Here is a 16639-nt window from a genome sequence, read left to right as displayed (position 1 = left end):
CCCGGAGCCTGACCGCGCCGCGGTTCCTCGCTACCATGGCGCCCATGCATTGCCCGCACTGCGGGAAACCCATCCCCGAGGGCTCGAACGCGTGCCCGCACTGTGGCGCCGCGCTCATGCCGCCGGGCGGAGCGGCGGGCCATCACGGCCTGAAGCCCGTGGCCCGCACCATGGTCGGCGTCGCGCTCCCCGACCTGCTCCGGCAGACGCCGCCCGCCCCGGCCGATCCGGGCGGCGCGGGCCACGGCAAGGCCGCGCTGCCGCCCATGGCCGGCGCGCCGAGCGCCGCATCGCGCACGATCGTCGGCATGCCCGCCGCGATCTTCGGCCAGGCGCCCGTGCAGGCGGATCCGCGCCTGTCCGGGGGCACGCTTGCCGTCGGGACCCCGGGCGCAGTCGCGTCAGGCGCGCGCTTCGATGCGCCGGCGCGGCCGGGCGCGCCTGTGTACCCGCCGCCGGGCGCGCCGGCGTACCCGCCGCCGGGCGCACCGGCGTACCCGCCGCCGGGCGCGCAGCTCCTCGACTCTACCGTGCCGCTCGCCCCGAGCCTCCCCGCGGCGCGCGGTCCGGCGCCGCCGCCGGCAGCGTCCCGCACGCTGGTCGGCGTCGCTCGGCCCGGCATCGCGCCGCTCGCGCCCGGCGCCCCGGCCGAGCCCGATCCCGAGCTCGAGGCGCGCTACCAGCCGGCCGGCGAGCTCGGCGCGACGATCGCCCCCATGCGCTTCCGTGCCCCGGCGCTGCGGAACCCGGCGCTCATGCGCCCGCAGCGCCTGAAGCAGCGGCTGGCGCCGGCGCCGCCGAGCACGCGCGCGCGCACGTCCCGTCGGGCCGTCGTCGTCGTCGCCGCGGGCGGCGTGCTCGCGCTCGGCGCCGTCCTGTTCGCGCTGCTCTGGCCGAGCGCGCCCCCGGTGACCGCGCGCGCCCGCGCCGACGCCGGCGGCCGCGAGGTCATCGAGCTCCGGTGCGACAGCTGCCCCGACGGCACGGCGGTCTCCATCGGCGAGGGCCGCGCGACCATCGCCGCCCGCGTCGCGCAGATCCCGCTCGCGAGCCCGCTCTCCGTCGGCGAAAACCGGATGAAGGTCGCCATCGACCGCCCCGGGAGGGGGCGCGACGAGACGGTCGGCGTCTCCATCCACGTCGCCTACCGGATCCGCCCCGACCTCGGCACCCTGCAAGGGGAGCGCCCGTCGATCCAGGTCGTGGTCGAGGCGAGCAAGGGCACGCAGGTGATCCTCGACGGCAAGGAGGTCGCGCTCACGAGCGGCCGGGCCATCGAGTCGATCGACGTCACCGCGGCGGTCACCGGGCTCTCGGACGAGACGAAGACCTTGAGCCGGCAGGTGCCGTACACCGTCGCGCCGCCCGACGGCCCGCGCGAGCAGGGCATGGTGAGCGTCGCGGTCGGCATCGTCCCGCTCGGCATCGAGGCGCCCGGCCCGAGCGTGGTCATCGACAAGGAGAGCTTCGTGCTCGCCGGGCGCACGGCCCGCGGGGCCCAGCTCTTCGCCGGCGCGCACCCGATCGCGGTCCGCCCCGACGGCACCTTCGCGCACGTGATGAACGTCTCATCCGTGGGCGCGACCCAGTTCGAGGTGCGCGCCAAGATGCAGGGCATGGCGCCGCGCATCGCGAAGATCGCGGTGCGCCGGGTCGACCGGCTCGCCGCCGCCGCGAAGGAGTTCGCCGGCCGCGGTCCCATCGGCTACGCCGAGCTCGCCGCGGGCGGGAAGGACCACATCGGCAAGCCGATCGCGCTGACCGGCGAGGTCCTCGAGGCGCGCCGGCAGGGGTACTCGACGCTGATCCTGCTCTCGGTTCCGCCCGCCTCCGGCTGCAAGGAGGCCGGCGCGACCGCCGCGAGCGCGAGCCCCGGCGCCGCGGCGCGCTCGCCGGATGCGTGCAAGGTCCGGCTCGTCCACGGCGCCGAGAACCCCGCCCAGCGCGGGGACGTCCTCACCGCCTATGGCAGCGTCGCGCCCCCGTTCGCCGCGCCGGGCGGCGCCGAGATCCCCGAGGTGTGGGTCGAGTTCACCCTGAAGGGTGGCCGATGAGCGCCGCGCGCGCGACAGAGCGCGGCCCGCGCCGGCCGCGTCGCCTCTGGAGGGCGGGCCTCGCCGCGGCCGCGGCCCTGCTCCCCGCCGAGGCGCCGCTCGCCTTCGCCGACGCGGTGGACACGAGCCGGCCGCGCACGATCGTGGTCGGCGCGCCCCGCGGCTTCGCCCCGAGCGACCGGCTCGACGCGCACCGCACCGGCCGCTCCGCGGCGCGGCTGCCCATCCCTGCGCGCGAGGCGTGGCGGAGGCAGCTCCGCGCCGGCATCGACGCGGCGCCGCTCGTCGACGCCGACGGCGACCTCCTCCTCACGCTGACCGTCCCCGAGGTCGTCAAGCTCGGCGCCGACGGCCGGGAGCGCTGGCGCGTGCGCATCGGCGACAGCGCGCCGCTCGCGCCCGCCGCGATCACGAGCGACGGCACCCTCGCGCTGATCACCTCGTCCGGCCTCGCCGTCGGGCTCACGCCTGCGGGGAGCGTGCGCTTCGCGGTCCCCCTTGGCCTCCGCGGGCGCGACGCCGACGTGACGCCGCTCGCGCTCGACGACGGCGGGCTCGTGGTCGCCGCGGGGCGCTCCCTCGTCGAGCTCGCCGCGGACGGGAGCGTGCGCGCCCGCGCCGAGATCCCGGAGCGCGCGACCGGCGCCCTGCTCGCGGGCCCCGGCGGCACGCTCGTCACCACCGAGTCGGGCGCGGTGCTGACCTGGCGTCCGCCCAGCGCGCCGAGGCGGCTCGGCTCCCTCGGCGGCCTGCCCCGCCGCGGCGCCGCGCTCGCCGACGCCCGCACGCTGCTCGCGGTCATCGACGGCCGCCGCCTCGTCGCGCTGGATCTGCCGACCGGGACCACCGGGGTCCGCGTCGGCGGCGCCTTCGGCGGGCTCGACGGGCCGCCCGCCGTCGGCGTCGGCGGCGTGGCCGTGGTCCTCTCGACCGTCGGCCTGCTCCTCGGGGTCGACGCCTCGGGCAACGAGGCGCTCCGGGTCGCCATCGACCGGCCTCTCGCCGCCCCGCCCGCCGCCGGGCTCTCCGGCTTCCTGGGCGCGGCGGACGCGAAGCCGAGCCCGCCGGTCGTGATCGATCGCACGGGCCGCGTCGGCTTCGTGCGTGCGGGAGGCCGTGCCGGCGTTGTCGAGGCGGACGGCAACGTCTCGATCGCCGCCGAGCGTGTCTGCGCTGCCCCGGTCGCCGTCGTCCCTGCGGGCGAGGAGCGGATGGCGATCGCTTGCCGTGACGGCACCGTGGTGATGCTGGCGCGCTGAGCCGCGCGCCCGGGCCCTGGCGCCCCCTGCGGCCGGCCGCGCGCGTGCGGTCAACGCGCCCGCGCGGTGCATCGGGGACGGCCGTGGGTCAGCCGTCCTGGCTCGTCGTGTTCGGGGTCCACTTCTTCCAGGTGCCCTCCTCGTCCACGTACAGCTCCGACTCGCCCGCGGCCGTCCTGAACCGCGTGATCGTGATCTGGTCGTCGAGCGTCGCCGCGTCGGCCTCCTCGTACAGGGGCTTCGCGAGCGCGTCGGCGGGGAGCATGTGCATGCTCACGACGAACTCCTCGGCGTTCGCCTCGGCGATGCAGAATCCGTTGCTCGTTGTGTTGCTGAAGGCGAGGTACGGATTGATCGTCGCTTTGGACTCGGAGGGGTCGACGTTGATGAGCTCGGCGATGTTCGCCATCTCGTTGACGTTCTTCAGCAGCGGATGGCTGGCCACCTGTTTCTGCAGCCGCGATTGGTACGTCGTCGACGAGATCGCGGCGCCGACGAACTCCACGATCTTCGGCGGGTCGGCGTCGGCGCTGTCGACGGCCGGCGTCCCTGCGAAGAAGGCGTGGGGATCGCCCGAGATCGCCACCACGTTGGGGGCCGCGATCTCGCGGAGCAGCGCGTTCCGCTGCTCGCGGAAGCCGTCCCAGCCGTCGCAGCTCAGGTAGAAGCGCCGGTTGACCGGCTCTGTGGCGGACATCGTTATATCGATGGCGAGCTGTGAAAGGCAGTACTCGTTTCCCCACACCTTCCATGTGCTCTTGGACCCGTTGATCTTGTCCTTGAACCACGCCAGCTGTGCCTCCCCCATGACCATGGCCTCGGCGGGCGTCGATTTGAACGCGATCAGCGAGGCCGCATCGAAGGTGTCCTTGACCACGAAATAGCGCGACCCGAACGCGCTGTAGAAGTCGGGCTTCTCGAGCGCGAGATCGACGTACTTTCCGAGATCGACGTAGGCGAGCCCGCGATCCCAGAAGGCGCTCACGCTTGGGTCGATGAGGTCCAGCGGCGGCTCTGCCCCCTGCTCGTTCAGCTTCTCCACGATCGCATTGACGAAGGCGACGCTGATGGTGCGGGGCCGCTCGTCCTGCGTGTACCCGAGGCTCGGATCGAAGCCGAGCACGGGCGCGGCCTCCTTCAGCACGTTCGCGTAGTAGCCGTCCTCGAAGGTATCGATGTTCTCGATGTAGTTGCCCGCTAGCTCGGGCACGTCGTTCGGGGCGCCAAAAGCGCCGATCTTCGCGAAGATCTTACCCGGGAAGCCGTCCTCCGGGATCAGGTGATCCGCGCGGTAGGTGCGGAGATCCGTCATCACGAGGTGGACGTGCTTTCCGAAGGTGAAGTCCCGGTAGATGGTGATGTCCTCGGGGTACTCGACCGTCTTGCTGTAGCGGAAGTCGTCGCCCGCCGTGTAATCGACCGGCATGTACTCGAACCAGGCCTGGTTCGCCGCCTTGCGCCGCTCCTCGTCCGTCTCCGGCTGCCGGCCGTTGAAATAGGTCGCTGTCGCGCCGTGGCAATCGCCCGAGAACTCGTGATCGCCCCAGACGGCGATCATGGGAAACAGCTCGTGCACCCTCTGGAGCGCCCGGTCGGACCGGTACGTCCTGTAGAGCTCCCGGTAGTTGCTCAGCGACTTGGCGGCGTGGTACGGGGCGCCCTGCGCCGGCTCGAAGGCGATGGCGCCGTTCGCGTCCGAGAAGGTGATCTTGCGCTCCTCCGAGGGGGCCTGGAAGCTCGGATCGCCGGTCGTCTCGACGATGTAGTCCCCGAGGTGGACGATGAAATCGAGCTGCTGTCTCGCCAGGGCCGCATACGCGTTGTAGTAGCGACCGACGTAGTCCTGACTCGACACGAAGGCGAAGCGCACAGGCACGTCCGCGTCGGGCGCCGGCGCCGTCCGCGTCCGGCCGATGCGCGAGCTGACACAGCCGTCTCCCGTCGTGTAGTAGAAGCGGTAATAGTAGGTGGTCCCGGCGCTCAGGCCGCTCACCTTGACCTTGACGCAGTGATCGAACTCCGCCCGGGCGGTCACGGGGAACCGCGTGCTGTTCGAACCCACGGTGGCCGCGTTGCCGGAGGTCGCCTTGAGCGTCACGAGCTGCGTGAACCCCTCGTCGAGCGCGACGACGAGCGACAGGCTGAGATCCGTCTTCTGGTCGCTGTCGACGAGCCGGGTCCACAGCACGACGCTGTCGGGCTTCGGGTCTCCGGAGGCCACCGACTGGGGAAAGGACGCGTCATCCTCTTGTACATCGCACGCGCCGGGCCCGCCCTCTTCGTCGGTGCAGGAAGTCGACACGACCACCGAGCCGGCGGTCACCAGGGTGGCGCGAAGAAAGTCTCGACGTCTCATCATCGATTGAAGTCCTCCAACGACGGATACACCCCGGGCGCTGCGCGCGCAACGGCGGCGCCGGGCCCGCCCTCGCGCCGCGCGCCCGCGCGCTCCTCGGGCTCGCTCGGGCGCCGCGGGCCGCAGCATGGCGCCTCCGCGCGAAGGGCGCGAGGGCTACTTGACGTGCCGAGTAAGGCGGCCTCTCGTGCGGGCTCGACCCGCTGAAAGGATGTCATGTTCCAGACCAACCTCTCCCCTGAAGCGCTGCGCGGCGCCCTCGCGCGCCTCCGCGGCGGGCATCCCGAGCGGGGCCGCGCCGGCGCGCGCCAGCCGGTCCATACCGTCTACGGCGGCGCCCACCTGTTCAAGGCCGACACGGCCCGGAAGCTCGGGGCGGTGGCGCTCCGCGTCGTCGACGAGCACGCCCCCGACTTCGCCGTCTTCGCCCGGGCGATCGGCCTGCCAGGGGCCGACGGGCTCCCGGAGGAGCGCGCCGAGGCCCTCGCGCTCTCGGCCGCGATCGAGGCCGGCGGCGGCGCGGCGGCGCGCGCCTCCGGGCCGGCGAGGCTCGCGCACGCCGTGTACGCACGCGTGCTCGACAAGCTCCGCCGCGAGCCCGTGGAGGACCTGCGCATCGACTTCGAGGACGGCTACGGCGTGCGCCCAGGCCACGAGGAGGACGCGCACGCCGCCGCCGCCGCGCGCGAGGTCGCCCTCGGCATGGCCGCGGGCGGCCTGCCGCCGTTCCTCGGGATCAGGATCAAGTCGCTCGGCGACGAATGCGCCGAGCGGAGCCTGAGGACGCTCGACCTCTTCCTCTCCTCGCTCGTCGCCGCCTCGGGCGGCGCGCTCCCGCCCGGCTTCGTTGTGACGTTGCCGAAGGTTGTCGCGCCCGAGCAGGTCTCCGCGCTGGCAGACGCCCTCGACGCGCTCGAGGGCGCGCTGCGCCTGCCCGCGGGCTCGATCCGGATCGAGCTGATGGTCGAGACGCCGGCGTCGATCCTCGGCCCGCGCGGGGAGATCGCGTTGCCCGGGATGGTCGAGGCGGCCCGCGGGCGGTGCGCGGGGGCGCACTTCGGTGCTTACGATTACACGGCGAGCTGCGAGATCACGGCCGCGCATCAGCACCTTGCCCACCCGGCGTGCGACTTCGCGCGACACGTGATGCAGATAGCCCTGGCCGGCTCGGGGGTCTGGCTCTCCGACGGCGCGAGCAACGTCCTGCCCGTCGCGCCGCACCGCGCGCGGCCCGGCGGGGCGCCGCTCACACCGCAGCAGATGGAGGACAACCGCCGCGCCGTCGTGGGCGCATGGCGGCTGAAGTACGAGCAGGTCCGTCGCGCGCTCGGGAGCGGTTACTACCAGGGCTGGGACCTGCACCCGGCGGAGCTCCCGGTGCGCTACGCGGCCACCTACGCCTTCTTCCTGGAGGGCGTCGAGGCGAGCTCTGCCCGGCTGCGGGGCTTCATCGAGCGGGCCGCCCAGGCGACCGTCGCCGGGACGGTGTTCGACGACGCCGCGACGGGGCAGGGGCTCCTGCGCTTCTTCCTGCGCGCGATCAGCGCGGGCGCGATGACGGAGGTCGAGGCGGCGGAGAGGACCGGCCTCACGCCGGACGAGCTCAGGGGGCGATCCTTCCATGCCATCGTGGCGCGCCGGAGCGTGTGATAGGAGAGCATCGGAACGGACGCATCGCACAAGGGGCACGGGCCGCGGGCCCGGGCCCGAGGAGAACCGATGAGCGCGATCACGACGCACGTCCTGGACACGTCGCGAGGCTGCCCGGCGAGCGGCGTGCTGGTGGTGCTGGAGGTCGGCGACGGCGGCGGTTACCGGGAGGTCGGCCGGGGCCCGACCGACGACGACGGCCGGCAGAGAGGCCTGCTCCCGCCCGGCGAGCGGCCGCTCGAGGGCACCTACAGGCTCACCTTTCACACCGGCGCCTATCACGCGGCGCTCGGGGTCGAGAGCTTCTACCCCACCGTGTCGATCCTCTTCGAGATCCGGGACCCGGCGCAGCACCATCACGTGCCGCTGCTGCTCAGCCCTTACGGTTACACCACGTACCGCGGAAGCTGAGGCGGAAGCTGAGAGCTGAGCGCGCTCCCGCGGGCGGCGCGACGGAGCATGGGCGCTCGAGCGTCGCGCGCTGGAGCGCGTGCGCTGGTCGCGCCTGATGCGGATGCGATCGAGGGGTCCGCGGCGGCGGCGGCCCCGGCGTGACGCACGGCGATGGAGCGCATGATACGATGGACGCTGCTCGGTATTGGGGCAGCTGGAGGGGAAACGGTGGGCTCTCTACGAACTCGCTCAGGTGAAGCGCGGGATCGTCGGCGCGGTGCTGGCTTGCTCGTCGTCGCGATGGTTGCGCCCTCGCCCGGGTGTGCGCCGGAGGAGCGGCGCTTCGTCGGTCCAGGCGCCACGGGAGGGGATGGCGCCGCCGGTGGAGCAGGTGGATCCGCCGCTGCGGGAGGCGGTCGCGGCGGCGAGGCGGGCGGCGGCGGCGGCGCTGGCAGCGGTGGCGAGGCGGGCGGCGGCGGGGCTGGCAGCGGTGGCGAGGCGGCTGGCAGCGGCGGGGGGAGCCCCGTGGCGTGTTCTCCCGCGGAGGCGCGGTGCGCCGGCGATCTCCTGGAGGCGTGCGGCGGAGACGGGCAGTGGCGACCTGTCGGCTGCGCTGGGTGGTGCGGCGCGGGCGCGTGCGTCGTGCCGCGGAGCTGCCAGGGCGGCTCGCCCGGAGCAGGCGAGGCCTGCGGTCCGGAGCGGAACCAGCCTTGCTGCGCGAGCCCACGCGTTCCGGGCGGCAGGTACGACCGGAGCAACGACGAGGCCTATCCTGCGGAGGTGAGCGATCTTCGCTTGGACCGGTACGAGGTCACGGTCGGACGGTTCCGCAGCTTCGTCGAGGCGTATCCCGAGAGCCGACCTGCCGGCGGCGCCGGAGCTCACCCGACGATCCCGCGAAGCGGCTGGGACGACGGGTGGGGCTCCCGTTTGCCGGCGACCCAGGCCGAGCTGAGGGAGGCATTGAAGTGCAAGCCGGGATTGCACACGTGGACTGACGACACGGGCGACAACGAGGCCAGGCCGATCAGCTGTGTGAGCTGGTTCGTTGCGTTCGCGTTCTGCGCCTGGGATGGCGGGCGGCTCCCGACGGAAGCGGAGTGGAACCATGCGTCTGCCGGCGGGGGCGAGCAACGGGAGTATCCGTGGGGCAACGCGTTTCCCAACGCGACGTACGCCGTGTACGACGCGGCGGGCAGCGCGGTTGTCGGCTCGAAATCGCCGAGAGGCGATGGCCGGTGGGGGCAGGCCGACCTCGCGGGGAACCTGTGGGAGTGGACCCTGGATTTCCATGGGCCGTACCTCGCTCGGTGCTCCGATTGCGCGAAGGTCGAGGGCGGCTCCACGCGGGTGATCCGCGGCGGCAGCTGGTGGCAGCCCGAAGCGGAGGACATCTCCACTCCCCTTCGGGAGAGCTGGGACCCGGCCGATCTCACGGACGCGCTCGGCGTCCGCTGCGCAAGGCCGCTGTAGCGCCGGCCGCGCTTCGTGAGCCACGCTGACCGGCGCCGTGAGGCGCCGCGGTCAGGGGGAGATGAGATAGATGACCGTGAAGGCCACGGTGAGCGTCGCGGCTGCAAGCGCGATGAGCTTGGGCATGGTCCAGTCGTCTTCGATCTTCGGGTTCTCTGTGCTCATCGTGGTCCTCCGCCGTGCTCTCCGCGCGCGTCGCGCGCGCTCGTCTCCTGGCAGAAGGCGGACTCGCCGTCAACCCTGACCCCCGGCCGCGCCCTGTCCGCCCGCGTGCAGCAGCGCCAGCCTCACCACCTCGGGCAGCAGATCGGCGAGCAGATCGCGCAGCGACGCCCGGTCGAGCTCGTGGCGCTCGATCCAGTCGAGGCTGGTCGCCTCCACGAACCCGATCCACCCGCGGAGCGCCACCCGGAGCGCCGGGGGCCGCTCGGCCACCGGCGCATCGGCGAGCAGCTTGTCGAGGAACCGGCTGCGGGTCTCCTCGATGATCGCCAGCACCTCGGCGTCCGAGCCGATGCCGCCCCGGAAGATGGCTGCGTAGGAGATCCCCTGTCGCTCGACATACGCCAGATAGGCGTCCAGCCCGGTGCGCAGCCGCTCCGGCTCCGGCACGTCGTCGACGTCCAGCGACCGCTCGACGAGCTCGCGCGCCGCTTCACGCAGGACGTCGATATAGAAATCGCGCTTGGTGGGAAAATAGTGGTAAAGAAGCCCTTTCGAGATGCCTGCGGCCTGCGCCACCTCGTCGATGGATACGTCGTCGTAGGCTCGCTGGCTGAAGAGCTCGAGCCCGAGCGCGAGCAGCTGCGCGCGGCGCGCGTCGAGGTCGAGCCGCTGGCGGGGCGGCTTGCCCTCGACGCGCCGGGACGTCGCGGCGCGGGACGGCTTTCGGGTCGAGATCATGAGAGGCGGACACCCTACGCTTCCGTCGATCCGGGTTCAATCTCGGCAGAAGCGGCGACTCCGGTTCATGCATTGGGCCGCTCTCGTTACGCTCTTGCCGCGCTCTCGTTACACTCTTGCTGCGCTCTTGTTCCGCTGGCGTCCTCTCTTCGGCTTGCCCGACGCGACCCGGGGAGGAAGCGTGTCCGTCGCAGCCCTCGCCGGGCGCCGCCGCGCGACGTGCCGGGCGTGCGTCGCGCGGCGCGCGGGCCCGGCGTCGTCTTTGCTCCTTGTGGCGCCCTTGCATGGCGCATCCCTGGGATGTGCAGGAGGGAGACATGCAGCATCTCACGATGTCCGCTCTGGGCGCCGTCCTCCTCGCGACGGCGCTCTCGCGCGCGGCGTTGCCCGCGGCGTTGCCTGAGCGCCCGGCCTGCCCGCTCACAGCCGCGCTGACCGGGCAGGACGAGGTGCCCGGTCCCGGCGATCCCAGGGGGAGCGGCACGGCCCGTCTCACGTTCGATCTCGTCCGGGGCGAGGTCTGCTTCGACCTCACGGTCGCCGGCATCGCGCCGGCGGTCGCGGCGCGCGTCCACGAGGGCCGGGCCGGCCACGCGGGCCGCGGTGTCATCACGCTGATGCCGCCGACGGGCGGCAGCTCCAGCGGCTGCGTCAGCGCGGCCCGCGACGACATGAGCGCGCTGCTCACCGCACCGGAGCGGTATTACGTCGCCGTCCGCACCGCCGATTTCCCCGACGGCGCCTTGCGAGGCCAGCTCTCGCGCTGAACGCCTCGCCAGGAGCCCGGTCACCCCGGCAGCCCGGACAGGCGCTGTGCCGATGAAGAGCTCCCTCCCCGGGGGCCGTGCCTCCCCGGATCTACCCGCCCCGCAGCAGCTTCCTCAGCCGGATCTCCGTGATCTTCCGCTGCTCTTCCGCCGCGATGTGCAGCTCCTCCTCCGGCGTGTGCTCGATCCGCTCGCGCAGCATCTCCAGCATCTCGTCCGCGCTCTTCCCGGTGGCGCAGACGATGTAGATGAACCCGAACTTCTCGTCGTAAGCGAGGTTGTACTGCGCGAGCGCCTCCCGCAGCTCCTCGGCCGCGGCGTTCATCCCCGCCTGTTCCTGGCTCGAGAATCGCCTCGCCGTCGCGCTCGCCTCCGCGGCCTCCGCCTGCGGCCAGGTCTCCCCGATGCGGGGGTGCGCGCGGAACGCCTCGAGCCAGTCCTCCGGACCGAGCCGCGCGAACACCGCCGACGCCGTCGCGAGCAGCGCCTCCTCGTCGCGGAACGGCCGCGCCGCCGCCATCTGCGACGCCCACGACGACGCCCCGCACGCCGCGCGGAGCTCCGCCTCCGCCTCCCGTTCGGTGAGCGCGTCGAGCCAGCGGAGCCGCTGCTCCGCCGCCCCGCTCCGGGTCGCCTTTCCGAAGATGCGGAGCCGGCTCACGCCGCCGTCAGGATAGATGTTCAGGCGGACGTGCGTGAACGGCCCCGCCGCGCGGAGCTCCTCCTCGAAGAGGTGGCGCGTGTGCGCCTGGAGCTTCGTCTGCGGCACGATCTCCCGCCAGTCGCCCGCGCCGGCGAGCTCTTCCACGGGGCGCCCCGCCGCGTCGATCCCCTCGATCATGCAGCTGTCGGGGTAATTGCCCTTGAAATGGTTCGTGTCGACCTCGATCCGGCGGATCTCGCCCTGGGCCGCGAGCGCCACGAGCGCCCAGTCGTACCCGGGCCCCCGCCGGCGGCGCGTCTCCCAGCCCTCTCCCATGTTCGCCGCCCGGCCGGGCAGGATGAGGTTGTGGCGCACCCCGAAGAACATGTCGCTGCACGAGAGCACGCGGGCGCCGTTCTCCGCGGCCCCGAGGTCGAGCTCCGCGCCCGGCCGGTCGAGCCGGCGCCAGTCGGGGACGGCATCGCCGTGCACCCGGAGCCGCGCCACCCCGCCGTCCGGATAGATGTTCAGGCGGAGGTGCGTGAGCCGAGAGGGGCAGCTCACCGCAAACGCGTTCTGCGCGTCGCCGGCGAGCGCCGAGCGCGTCAGGATCTCGACCCAGTGGGTCCGCGGATTCAGCAGCTCCTCCACCCGCGTATCCGGCCGCGCCGCGCACGCCTCGATGGAGCAGTGCTCGGGGTAGTTGCCCCGGAAGAACGCCGTATCGATGACGACCCCGCGGATGATCCCGGGCAGCCCCAGCCGGACGAGGCACCAGTCGAACCCGGGAGTCCGGCGCCGGCGCGTCTCCCAGCCATCCATCCACTTCCCGCGATCTGTGTACTCGTGCTCCAGGAACACCGGTCTTCCGGCCTTGAGCAGGTTCTCCTTCGGCGCGAAGAACTCGTCGTTCGCCGAGATCACCGCGCCGCCCAGGCGCTCCGAGGCGAGATCGAGCGCCTCCGTGAACGCCGGCGCCGTCACCCCTCTCTCTTCAGCCATCGTCCCCTCGCCTCCCCGGAGAAGCTCCCGCGAAAAAACACCTTCTCGCCGCGAAGGTAGGTGGCCTGAACGACCCCGTGGAGCTCCTCCCCGGCGTACGGCGTCACCTTGTGCCGGTGCTGGAGGAGCGGCGGCTCGACCCGGAACGTCGCCTCGGGATCCCAGATCACGAGATCCGCGTCGAACCCTCGCCGGATCTCCCCTTTGCGGCGCAGCCCGGCGAGCCGCGCCGGCCCTCGGCACAGCCAGTCCGCGAGCCGCTCGAGCGGGATGCCCCGGCGGCGGGCGTCGGTCCACACGATCGAGAGGCCGAGCTGCAGGCTCGAGATCCCGCCCCAGGCGGCGTCGAAATCGCCGGCCTCGATCCGCTTGAGCTCGGGCGTGCACGGGGAGTGGTCGGAGACGACGAGATCGATGAGCCCGCCCTGGAGCGCGGCCCAGAGCTCCTCGCGGTTCTCCCGCTCCCGGATCGGCGGAGCGCACTTGAAGGGCGTCGCGCCGTCCGGGATCTCCTCGGCGGCGAAGTGCAGGTAGTGCGGCGTCGTCTCCGCGGACAGCGCGGCGCCGCCGTCGCGCGCCCGCCTCAGGATGCCGAGCGCCGTCGCCGACGAGAGGTGGACCACGTGCGCGGCCGCGCCCGTCGCCTGGCAGAGCGCCGCGAGCAGGGCGATCGCCTCGTCCTCCGCCTCGCGCGGCCGCGAGCGCAGGTAGGCGGCGTACGTCCGCGGATCGAGGCCGGCGAGCGCCGCGCGCGCCGCGTCGATGGGGCCGGGGAGCTCGGCGTGGACGAGCAGCGGCGCCCCCGTGCCCGCGAGCACCTCGAGCGCAGCCCGCAGATCCGCCTCGGCGACGTGGCCGAACTCCGCCACGCCGGAGTCGACCATGAAGCACTTGAAGCCGAGCGCGCCGGCCTCGAGCAGCGGAATCAGCTCTCCCGCGTTGCCCGGGACGGCGCCGCCCCAGAAGCCCACGTCGACGAGGCACCGGCCCTCCGCCGCGCGCGCCTTGTCCTCGAGGTGCGCGACCGTGGTCGTCGGCGGGATGCTGTTGAGGGGCATATCGACGAGCGACGTGACGCCGCCCGCGGCCGCGGCGCGCGTCGCCGTCTCGAACCCTTCCCACTCGGTCCGTCCGGGCTCGTTGATGTGCACGTGCGCATCGACCAGGCCGGGCATCACCACCGCGTCCTGCGCGTCCACGACGGGGCAGCCCTCCGGCACCTCGTCATGTCCGGCGACGGCGACGATCGTGCCGCCCAGGATGTGCACCGAGGCCGGCCGCACGACGCCTCCGGTGACCACCCGCAGCCCGCGAACGATGAGGTCCGGCGTCATCGGGATGCGACGATACCACGGCGCCGAGCGGCCCGCCGAGGCGCCGGGCGGCCCGCCCAGGCGGCGCTCCGTCGCGGCTTGAGCTCTCGCCGTCCTGCTCCTACGCTGCCGGCGTGAGCGCCGATGGCCGAGCTGCGCCGCGCCAGGGCGGCGCACCGGGGCGCGGCCCCGTCCCCTGGGAGCCGCTCTTCCACGAGAAGAGCCGTCTCTACTGGCCGATCCGCCCGCGGGCCGAGGCGTTCGCGGGGTGCGTCGACTGGCCACCGGTCGAGGACTACAACCGGGCGCTCGGCGAGGGCTTCCCCGTCCGCTTCGTGGAGCAGCCGCCGAGGCCGCGGCGCCGCGGGCGGCACGGGCCGCTGGACCTCTCGGCGCTCTACGACGCGCGCATCCATGTCGAGGGCTGCGTGCCCACGCGTCCGAGGAACTGGCACGACTTCCTCAACATGCTCGTGTGGGCCGCGTTCCCGCGCGCCAAGGCGGCGCTCCACGCGCGCCAGCACCGGGCGATCGCCGAGCGCCTCGACCCGTCTGCCGAGGCGCTCCCGGCGGCGCGCACGCGCGAGCTGGACGGGCTCGCGCTCCTCGACGAGGGTGGGCTGCTGCTGCTCTACGACGACACGCACGCACGCCGGGCGCCCCTGCTCGTCGACGCCTCCGACCTCGGGCGCTGCGCCGGCGAGGTGCGGGACGCCGTGCAGCGGGGCGAGGTCGCGGCGCTCGTCTTCGGCCACGCGCTCTACGAGAGCCTCCTCCGGCCCGGTCCGACGGTCCACGCGCTGGTGCAGCCCATCCCGTGCGAGGGCCCGCTGCCGGCGACGCCGGACGCGCTCGTCTCGCTGGCCGACGCGCGCCTCCGCGATGCGCTGCGGTCGCCCGGCAGCTTCGCGCACCCCGAGCGCAGCGCGCGGCTCCCGGTCGACGAGCGCGTCCTGTGCTGAGCGGGTGAGCGCCGCTCTGTGTTGCGACGATCGAGGAGGCGTTCCCCGGAGCGCGGCTGTGGTCTGGGGGGCGCGAGGTCGTATAGGAAGGCGGCCGGCGGCGCGGCCGCGCCTAGATCGTGCGCGAGGCTTGCGCCCGCGAGCGGGTCGCCCGGATGATGGCCGCCGCCATGACGACCATCCGACTCTACGATCTCCAGGTGCGCGACGATCGCAGGCCGAGCCCGTTTTGCTGGCGTATCAAGTACGCGCTGGCCCACAAGGGCCTCCCGTTCGAGACCGTGCCCACCGCCCTCACGGACATCCCGTCGATCGCGGGCGGCGCGCACAAGACCGTGCCGATCATCGAGGATGACGGCAAGACCGTCGGCGACTCCTGGGTGATCGCGGACTACCTCGACGAGGCCTATCCGGACCAGCCGCGCCTCTTCGGCTCGGCGGCGGAGCGCGAGCTCTGTCGCTTCGTCGAGGCCAGCCTGTTCGTGAGCGCCGGCAGATCGCTCCTCATGAGCTACCTGAAGGACATTCACGATCACGCGCTCGAGAGGGACCGCGCCTATTTCCGGCAGAGCCGGGAGAAGCTGTTCGGCCGCACGCTCGAGGAGCTGGCCAGCGAGCGCGCGGAGCGCATCGACGCGGCGCGCGCGGGCTTCGACTCGGTTCGACTGACGCTACAGGGCGGCGGTCCGTTCCTCTCGGGGGCGCACCCCGGCTATGCGGACTACATCGTCGCGGGCTTCCTGCTCTGGATCGCGTCGATCGCCACCGCCCCGCTCCTCAAGAGCGACGACCCGCTGCTCGCGTGGCTCGGCCGCGTCCAGGATCTCCACGGCGGCCTCGGCCGGAAGAGCCCGCTGAACGCGCTCGTGGCCTGAGCGGCCGCTCGCCCACGCAGGACGAGCTGAGAAGACCCAGCCCTGTACGGCGGTCGAACCCCCCCGCGAGCAGGCCCAAGGCCAGGCTGTACGGGGGTCGAGCCCCCCGCGACCAGGCCCAACGCCAGGCTGCACGGGGGTCGAACGCCAATCGCGAGCCGGCGAACCCCGTTCAGGACCGCCGCCGCGCCGCGAGCGCATAGACCAGCGGCAAGCGGCGCCCGAACCTCCTCATGCGGAACTGCCCGGGCGGCCCCTCCGCCATGTCCGGGAAGATGTCGTACGGAGACCAGTCGATCTCCCGGAGCCGCTCCAGCGTGAGCCCGGCGTCGAGGAGCGCCGTCACGACCGTCCCGATACCGTGGTTCCAGCCGACCTCCTTGAGCCTCACGGGCGCGTCGCGGTCGGCGTACGTGCCTGTCTCCTCGGTGGGGATCGGCTCTCCGTGCCCGTCGTACGGATAGGCGATGTGCTCGAACGCGTCGTCGAACGTCCACACGACGGGGTGGAACTCGACGAGGTGCAGGACGCCCCCGGGCTTCAGGCACGCGGCGGCCGCGCGCGCCCAGCGCGTCATGTCGGGGAGCCAGCCGAGCACACCGTACGATGTGAACACGATGTCGAAGGTCTCGCCGCCGACGGCCGCTGGAGCGTCATAGACGTTGGCCTCCACGAACCGCGCGTCCAGCGAGAGCTCCTCCGCGAGCGCGCGCGCGGCGAGGATGGCCTCGTCGGAGAGGTCGAGCCCGGTCACGCGCGCGCCCAGGCGCGCCCAGGACAGCGTGTCCTGACCGAAGTGGCACTGGAGGTGGAGGAGAGACTTGCCGCGCACGTCGCCGACCTGATCGAGCTCGATCGGCTTGAGCGAGCTCGCGCCGGCCCGGAAGGAGGTCAGATCGTAGAACTTGGAGGCCAGGTGCACGCGGGTGCGCGTGTTCCAGGCGGCGCGGTTCATGTCGAACCATTCGGCTTCGGGCATGGACGCCGTC

13 protein-coding genes are annotated in these 16639 nt (G+C 73.1%); 8 read left to right on the top strand and 5 right to left on the bottom strand.

All coding sequences use genetic code 11. The features are described 5' to 3' along the window. Window positions 1-44 precede the first annotated feature (44 nt). A complete protein-coding gene (locus tag WMF28_RS29345; RefSeq protein WP_437596640.1) occupies window positions 45-2054 on the top strand; it encodes a zinc ribbon domain-containing protein in 2010 nt (669 codons plus the stop codon). Then, window positions 2051-3313, top strand: coding sequence for a hypothetical protein (locus WMF28_RS29340; RefSeq protein ID WP_437596639.1), 1263 nt, complete (start codon window positions 2051-2053; stop codon window positions 3311-3313). Before WMF28_RS29345 ends, WMF28_RS29340 begins: the two co-directional genes overlap by 4 nt. A gap of 88 nt (window positions 3314-3401) precedes the next feature. On the opposite strand, the gene WMF28_RS29335 is transcribed toward WMF28_RS29340, so the two are convergent. Continuing rightward, on the bottom strand, window positions 3402-5672 hold the full coding sequence (locus tag WMF28_RS29335) for an alkaline phosphatase D family protein (protein WP_437596638.1): 2271 nt from the start codon (window positions 5670-5672) through the stop codon (window positions 3402-3404). Between the two features lie 213 nt (window positions 5673-5885). Here WMF28_RS29335 and WMF28_RS29330 point away from each other — a divergent pair, with 213 nt between their 5' ends. The 3 genes from WMF28_RS29330 to WMF28_RS29320 all read left to right on the top strand — a co-directional run bounded on the left by WMF28_RS29330 (window position 5886) and on the right by WMF28_RS29320 (window position 9185). Beyond that, the gene (locus WMF28_RS29330) at window positions 5886-7319 is read left to right on the top strand and encodes a DUF6986 family protein (protein ID WP_437596637.1); all 1434 of its coding nucleotides are present in this window, start codon (window positions 5886-5888) and stop codon (window positions 7317-7319) included. Between the two features lie 69 nt (window positions 7320-7388). Continuing rightward, window positions 7389-7730, top strand: coding sequence for a hydroxyisourate hydrolase (uraH, locus tag WMF28_RS29325; RefSeq protein WP_437596636.1), 342 nt, complete (start codon window positions 7389-7391; stop codon window positions 7728-7730). 282 nt (window positions 7731-8012) lie between these two features. Next, entirely contained in the window at window positions 8013-9185 is a 1173-nt protein-coding gene (locus WMF28_RS29320) for a formylglycine-generating enzyme family protein (RefSeq protein ID WP_437596635.1), read from the top strand. Window positions 9186-9419: 234 nt separating this feature from the next. Here the strand turns inward: WMF28_RS29320 and WMF28_RS29315 are convergent, their stop codons facing one another. After that, window positions 9420-10088, bottom strand: a complete 669-nt coding sequence (locus WMF28_RS29315) for a TetR/AcrR family transcriptional regulator (RefSeq protein ID WP_437596634.1) — start codon at window positions 10086-10088, stop codon at window positions 9420-9422. A 317-nt stretch (window positions 10089-10405) separates the two neighbouring features. On the opposite strand from WMF28_RS29315, the gene WMF28_RS29310 reads away from it, so the two are divergent. After that, the gene (locus tag WMF28_RS29310) at window positions 10406-10855 is read left to right on the top strand and encodes a CHRD domain-containing protein (protein WP_437596633.1); all 450 of its coding nucleotides are present in this window, start codon (window positions 10406-10408) and stop codon (window positions 10853-10855) included. A 91-nt stretch (window positions 10856-10946) separates the two neighbouring features. Here the strand turns inward: WMF28_RS29310 and WMF28_RS29305 are convergent, their stop codons facing one another. Both WMF28_RS29305 and allB read right to left on the bottom strand, forming a co-directional pair. Further along, on the bottom strand, window positions 10947-12500 hold the full coding sequence (locus WMF28_RS29305) for an allantoicase (RefSeq protein WP_437596632.1): 1554 nt from the start codon (window positions 12498-12500) through the stop codon (window positions 10947-10949). Next, window positions 12479-13834, bottom strand: coding sequence for an allantoinase AllB (allB, locus tag WMF28_RS29300; RefSeq protein WP_437596631.1), 1356 nt, complete (start codon window positions 13832-13834; stop codon window positions 12479-12481). Before allB ends, WMF28_RS29305 begins: the two co-directional genes overlap by 22 nt. Before the next feature lie 113 nt (window positions 13835-13947). Between allB and WMF28_RS29295 the strand changes: the two genes are divergently transcribed. Beyond that, a complete protein-coding gene (locus tag WMF28_RS29295; protein WP_437596630.1) occupies window positions 13948-14775 on the top strand; it encodes a DUF3025 domain-containing protein in 828 nt (275 codons plus the stop codon). A 170-nt stretch (window positions 14776-14945) separates the two neighbouring features. Further along, complete coding sequence (locus WMF28_RS29290) at window positions 14946-15650, top strand: glutathione S-transferase family protein (protein ID WP_437596629.1); 705 nt, start codon at window positions 14946-14948, stop codon at window positions 15648-15650. Window positions 15651-15822: 172 nt separating this feature from the next. On the opposite strand, the gene WMF28_RS29285 is transcribed toward WMF28_RS29290, so the two are convergent. Then, window positions 15823-16629 carry a class I SAM-dependent methyltransferase gene (locus tag WMF28_RS29285; RefSeq protein WP_437596628.1) on the bottom strand — a complete coding sequence of 269 codons (807 nt, stop codon included), beginning with the start codon at window positions 16627-16629 and terminating at the stop codon, window positions 15823-15825. Window positions 16630-16639 lie beyond the last annotated feature (10 nt).

It is taken from the genome of Sorangium sp. So ce590 (genome assembly GCF_051521365.1).
Lineage (GTDB): Bacteria > Myxococcota_A > Polyangia > Polyangiales > Polyangiaceae > Sorangium.
This window is presented reverse-complemented; position numbering and strand designations above follow the sequence as displayed.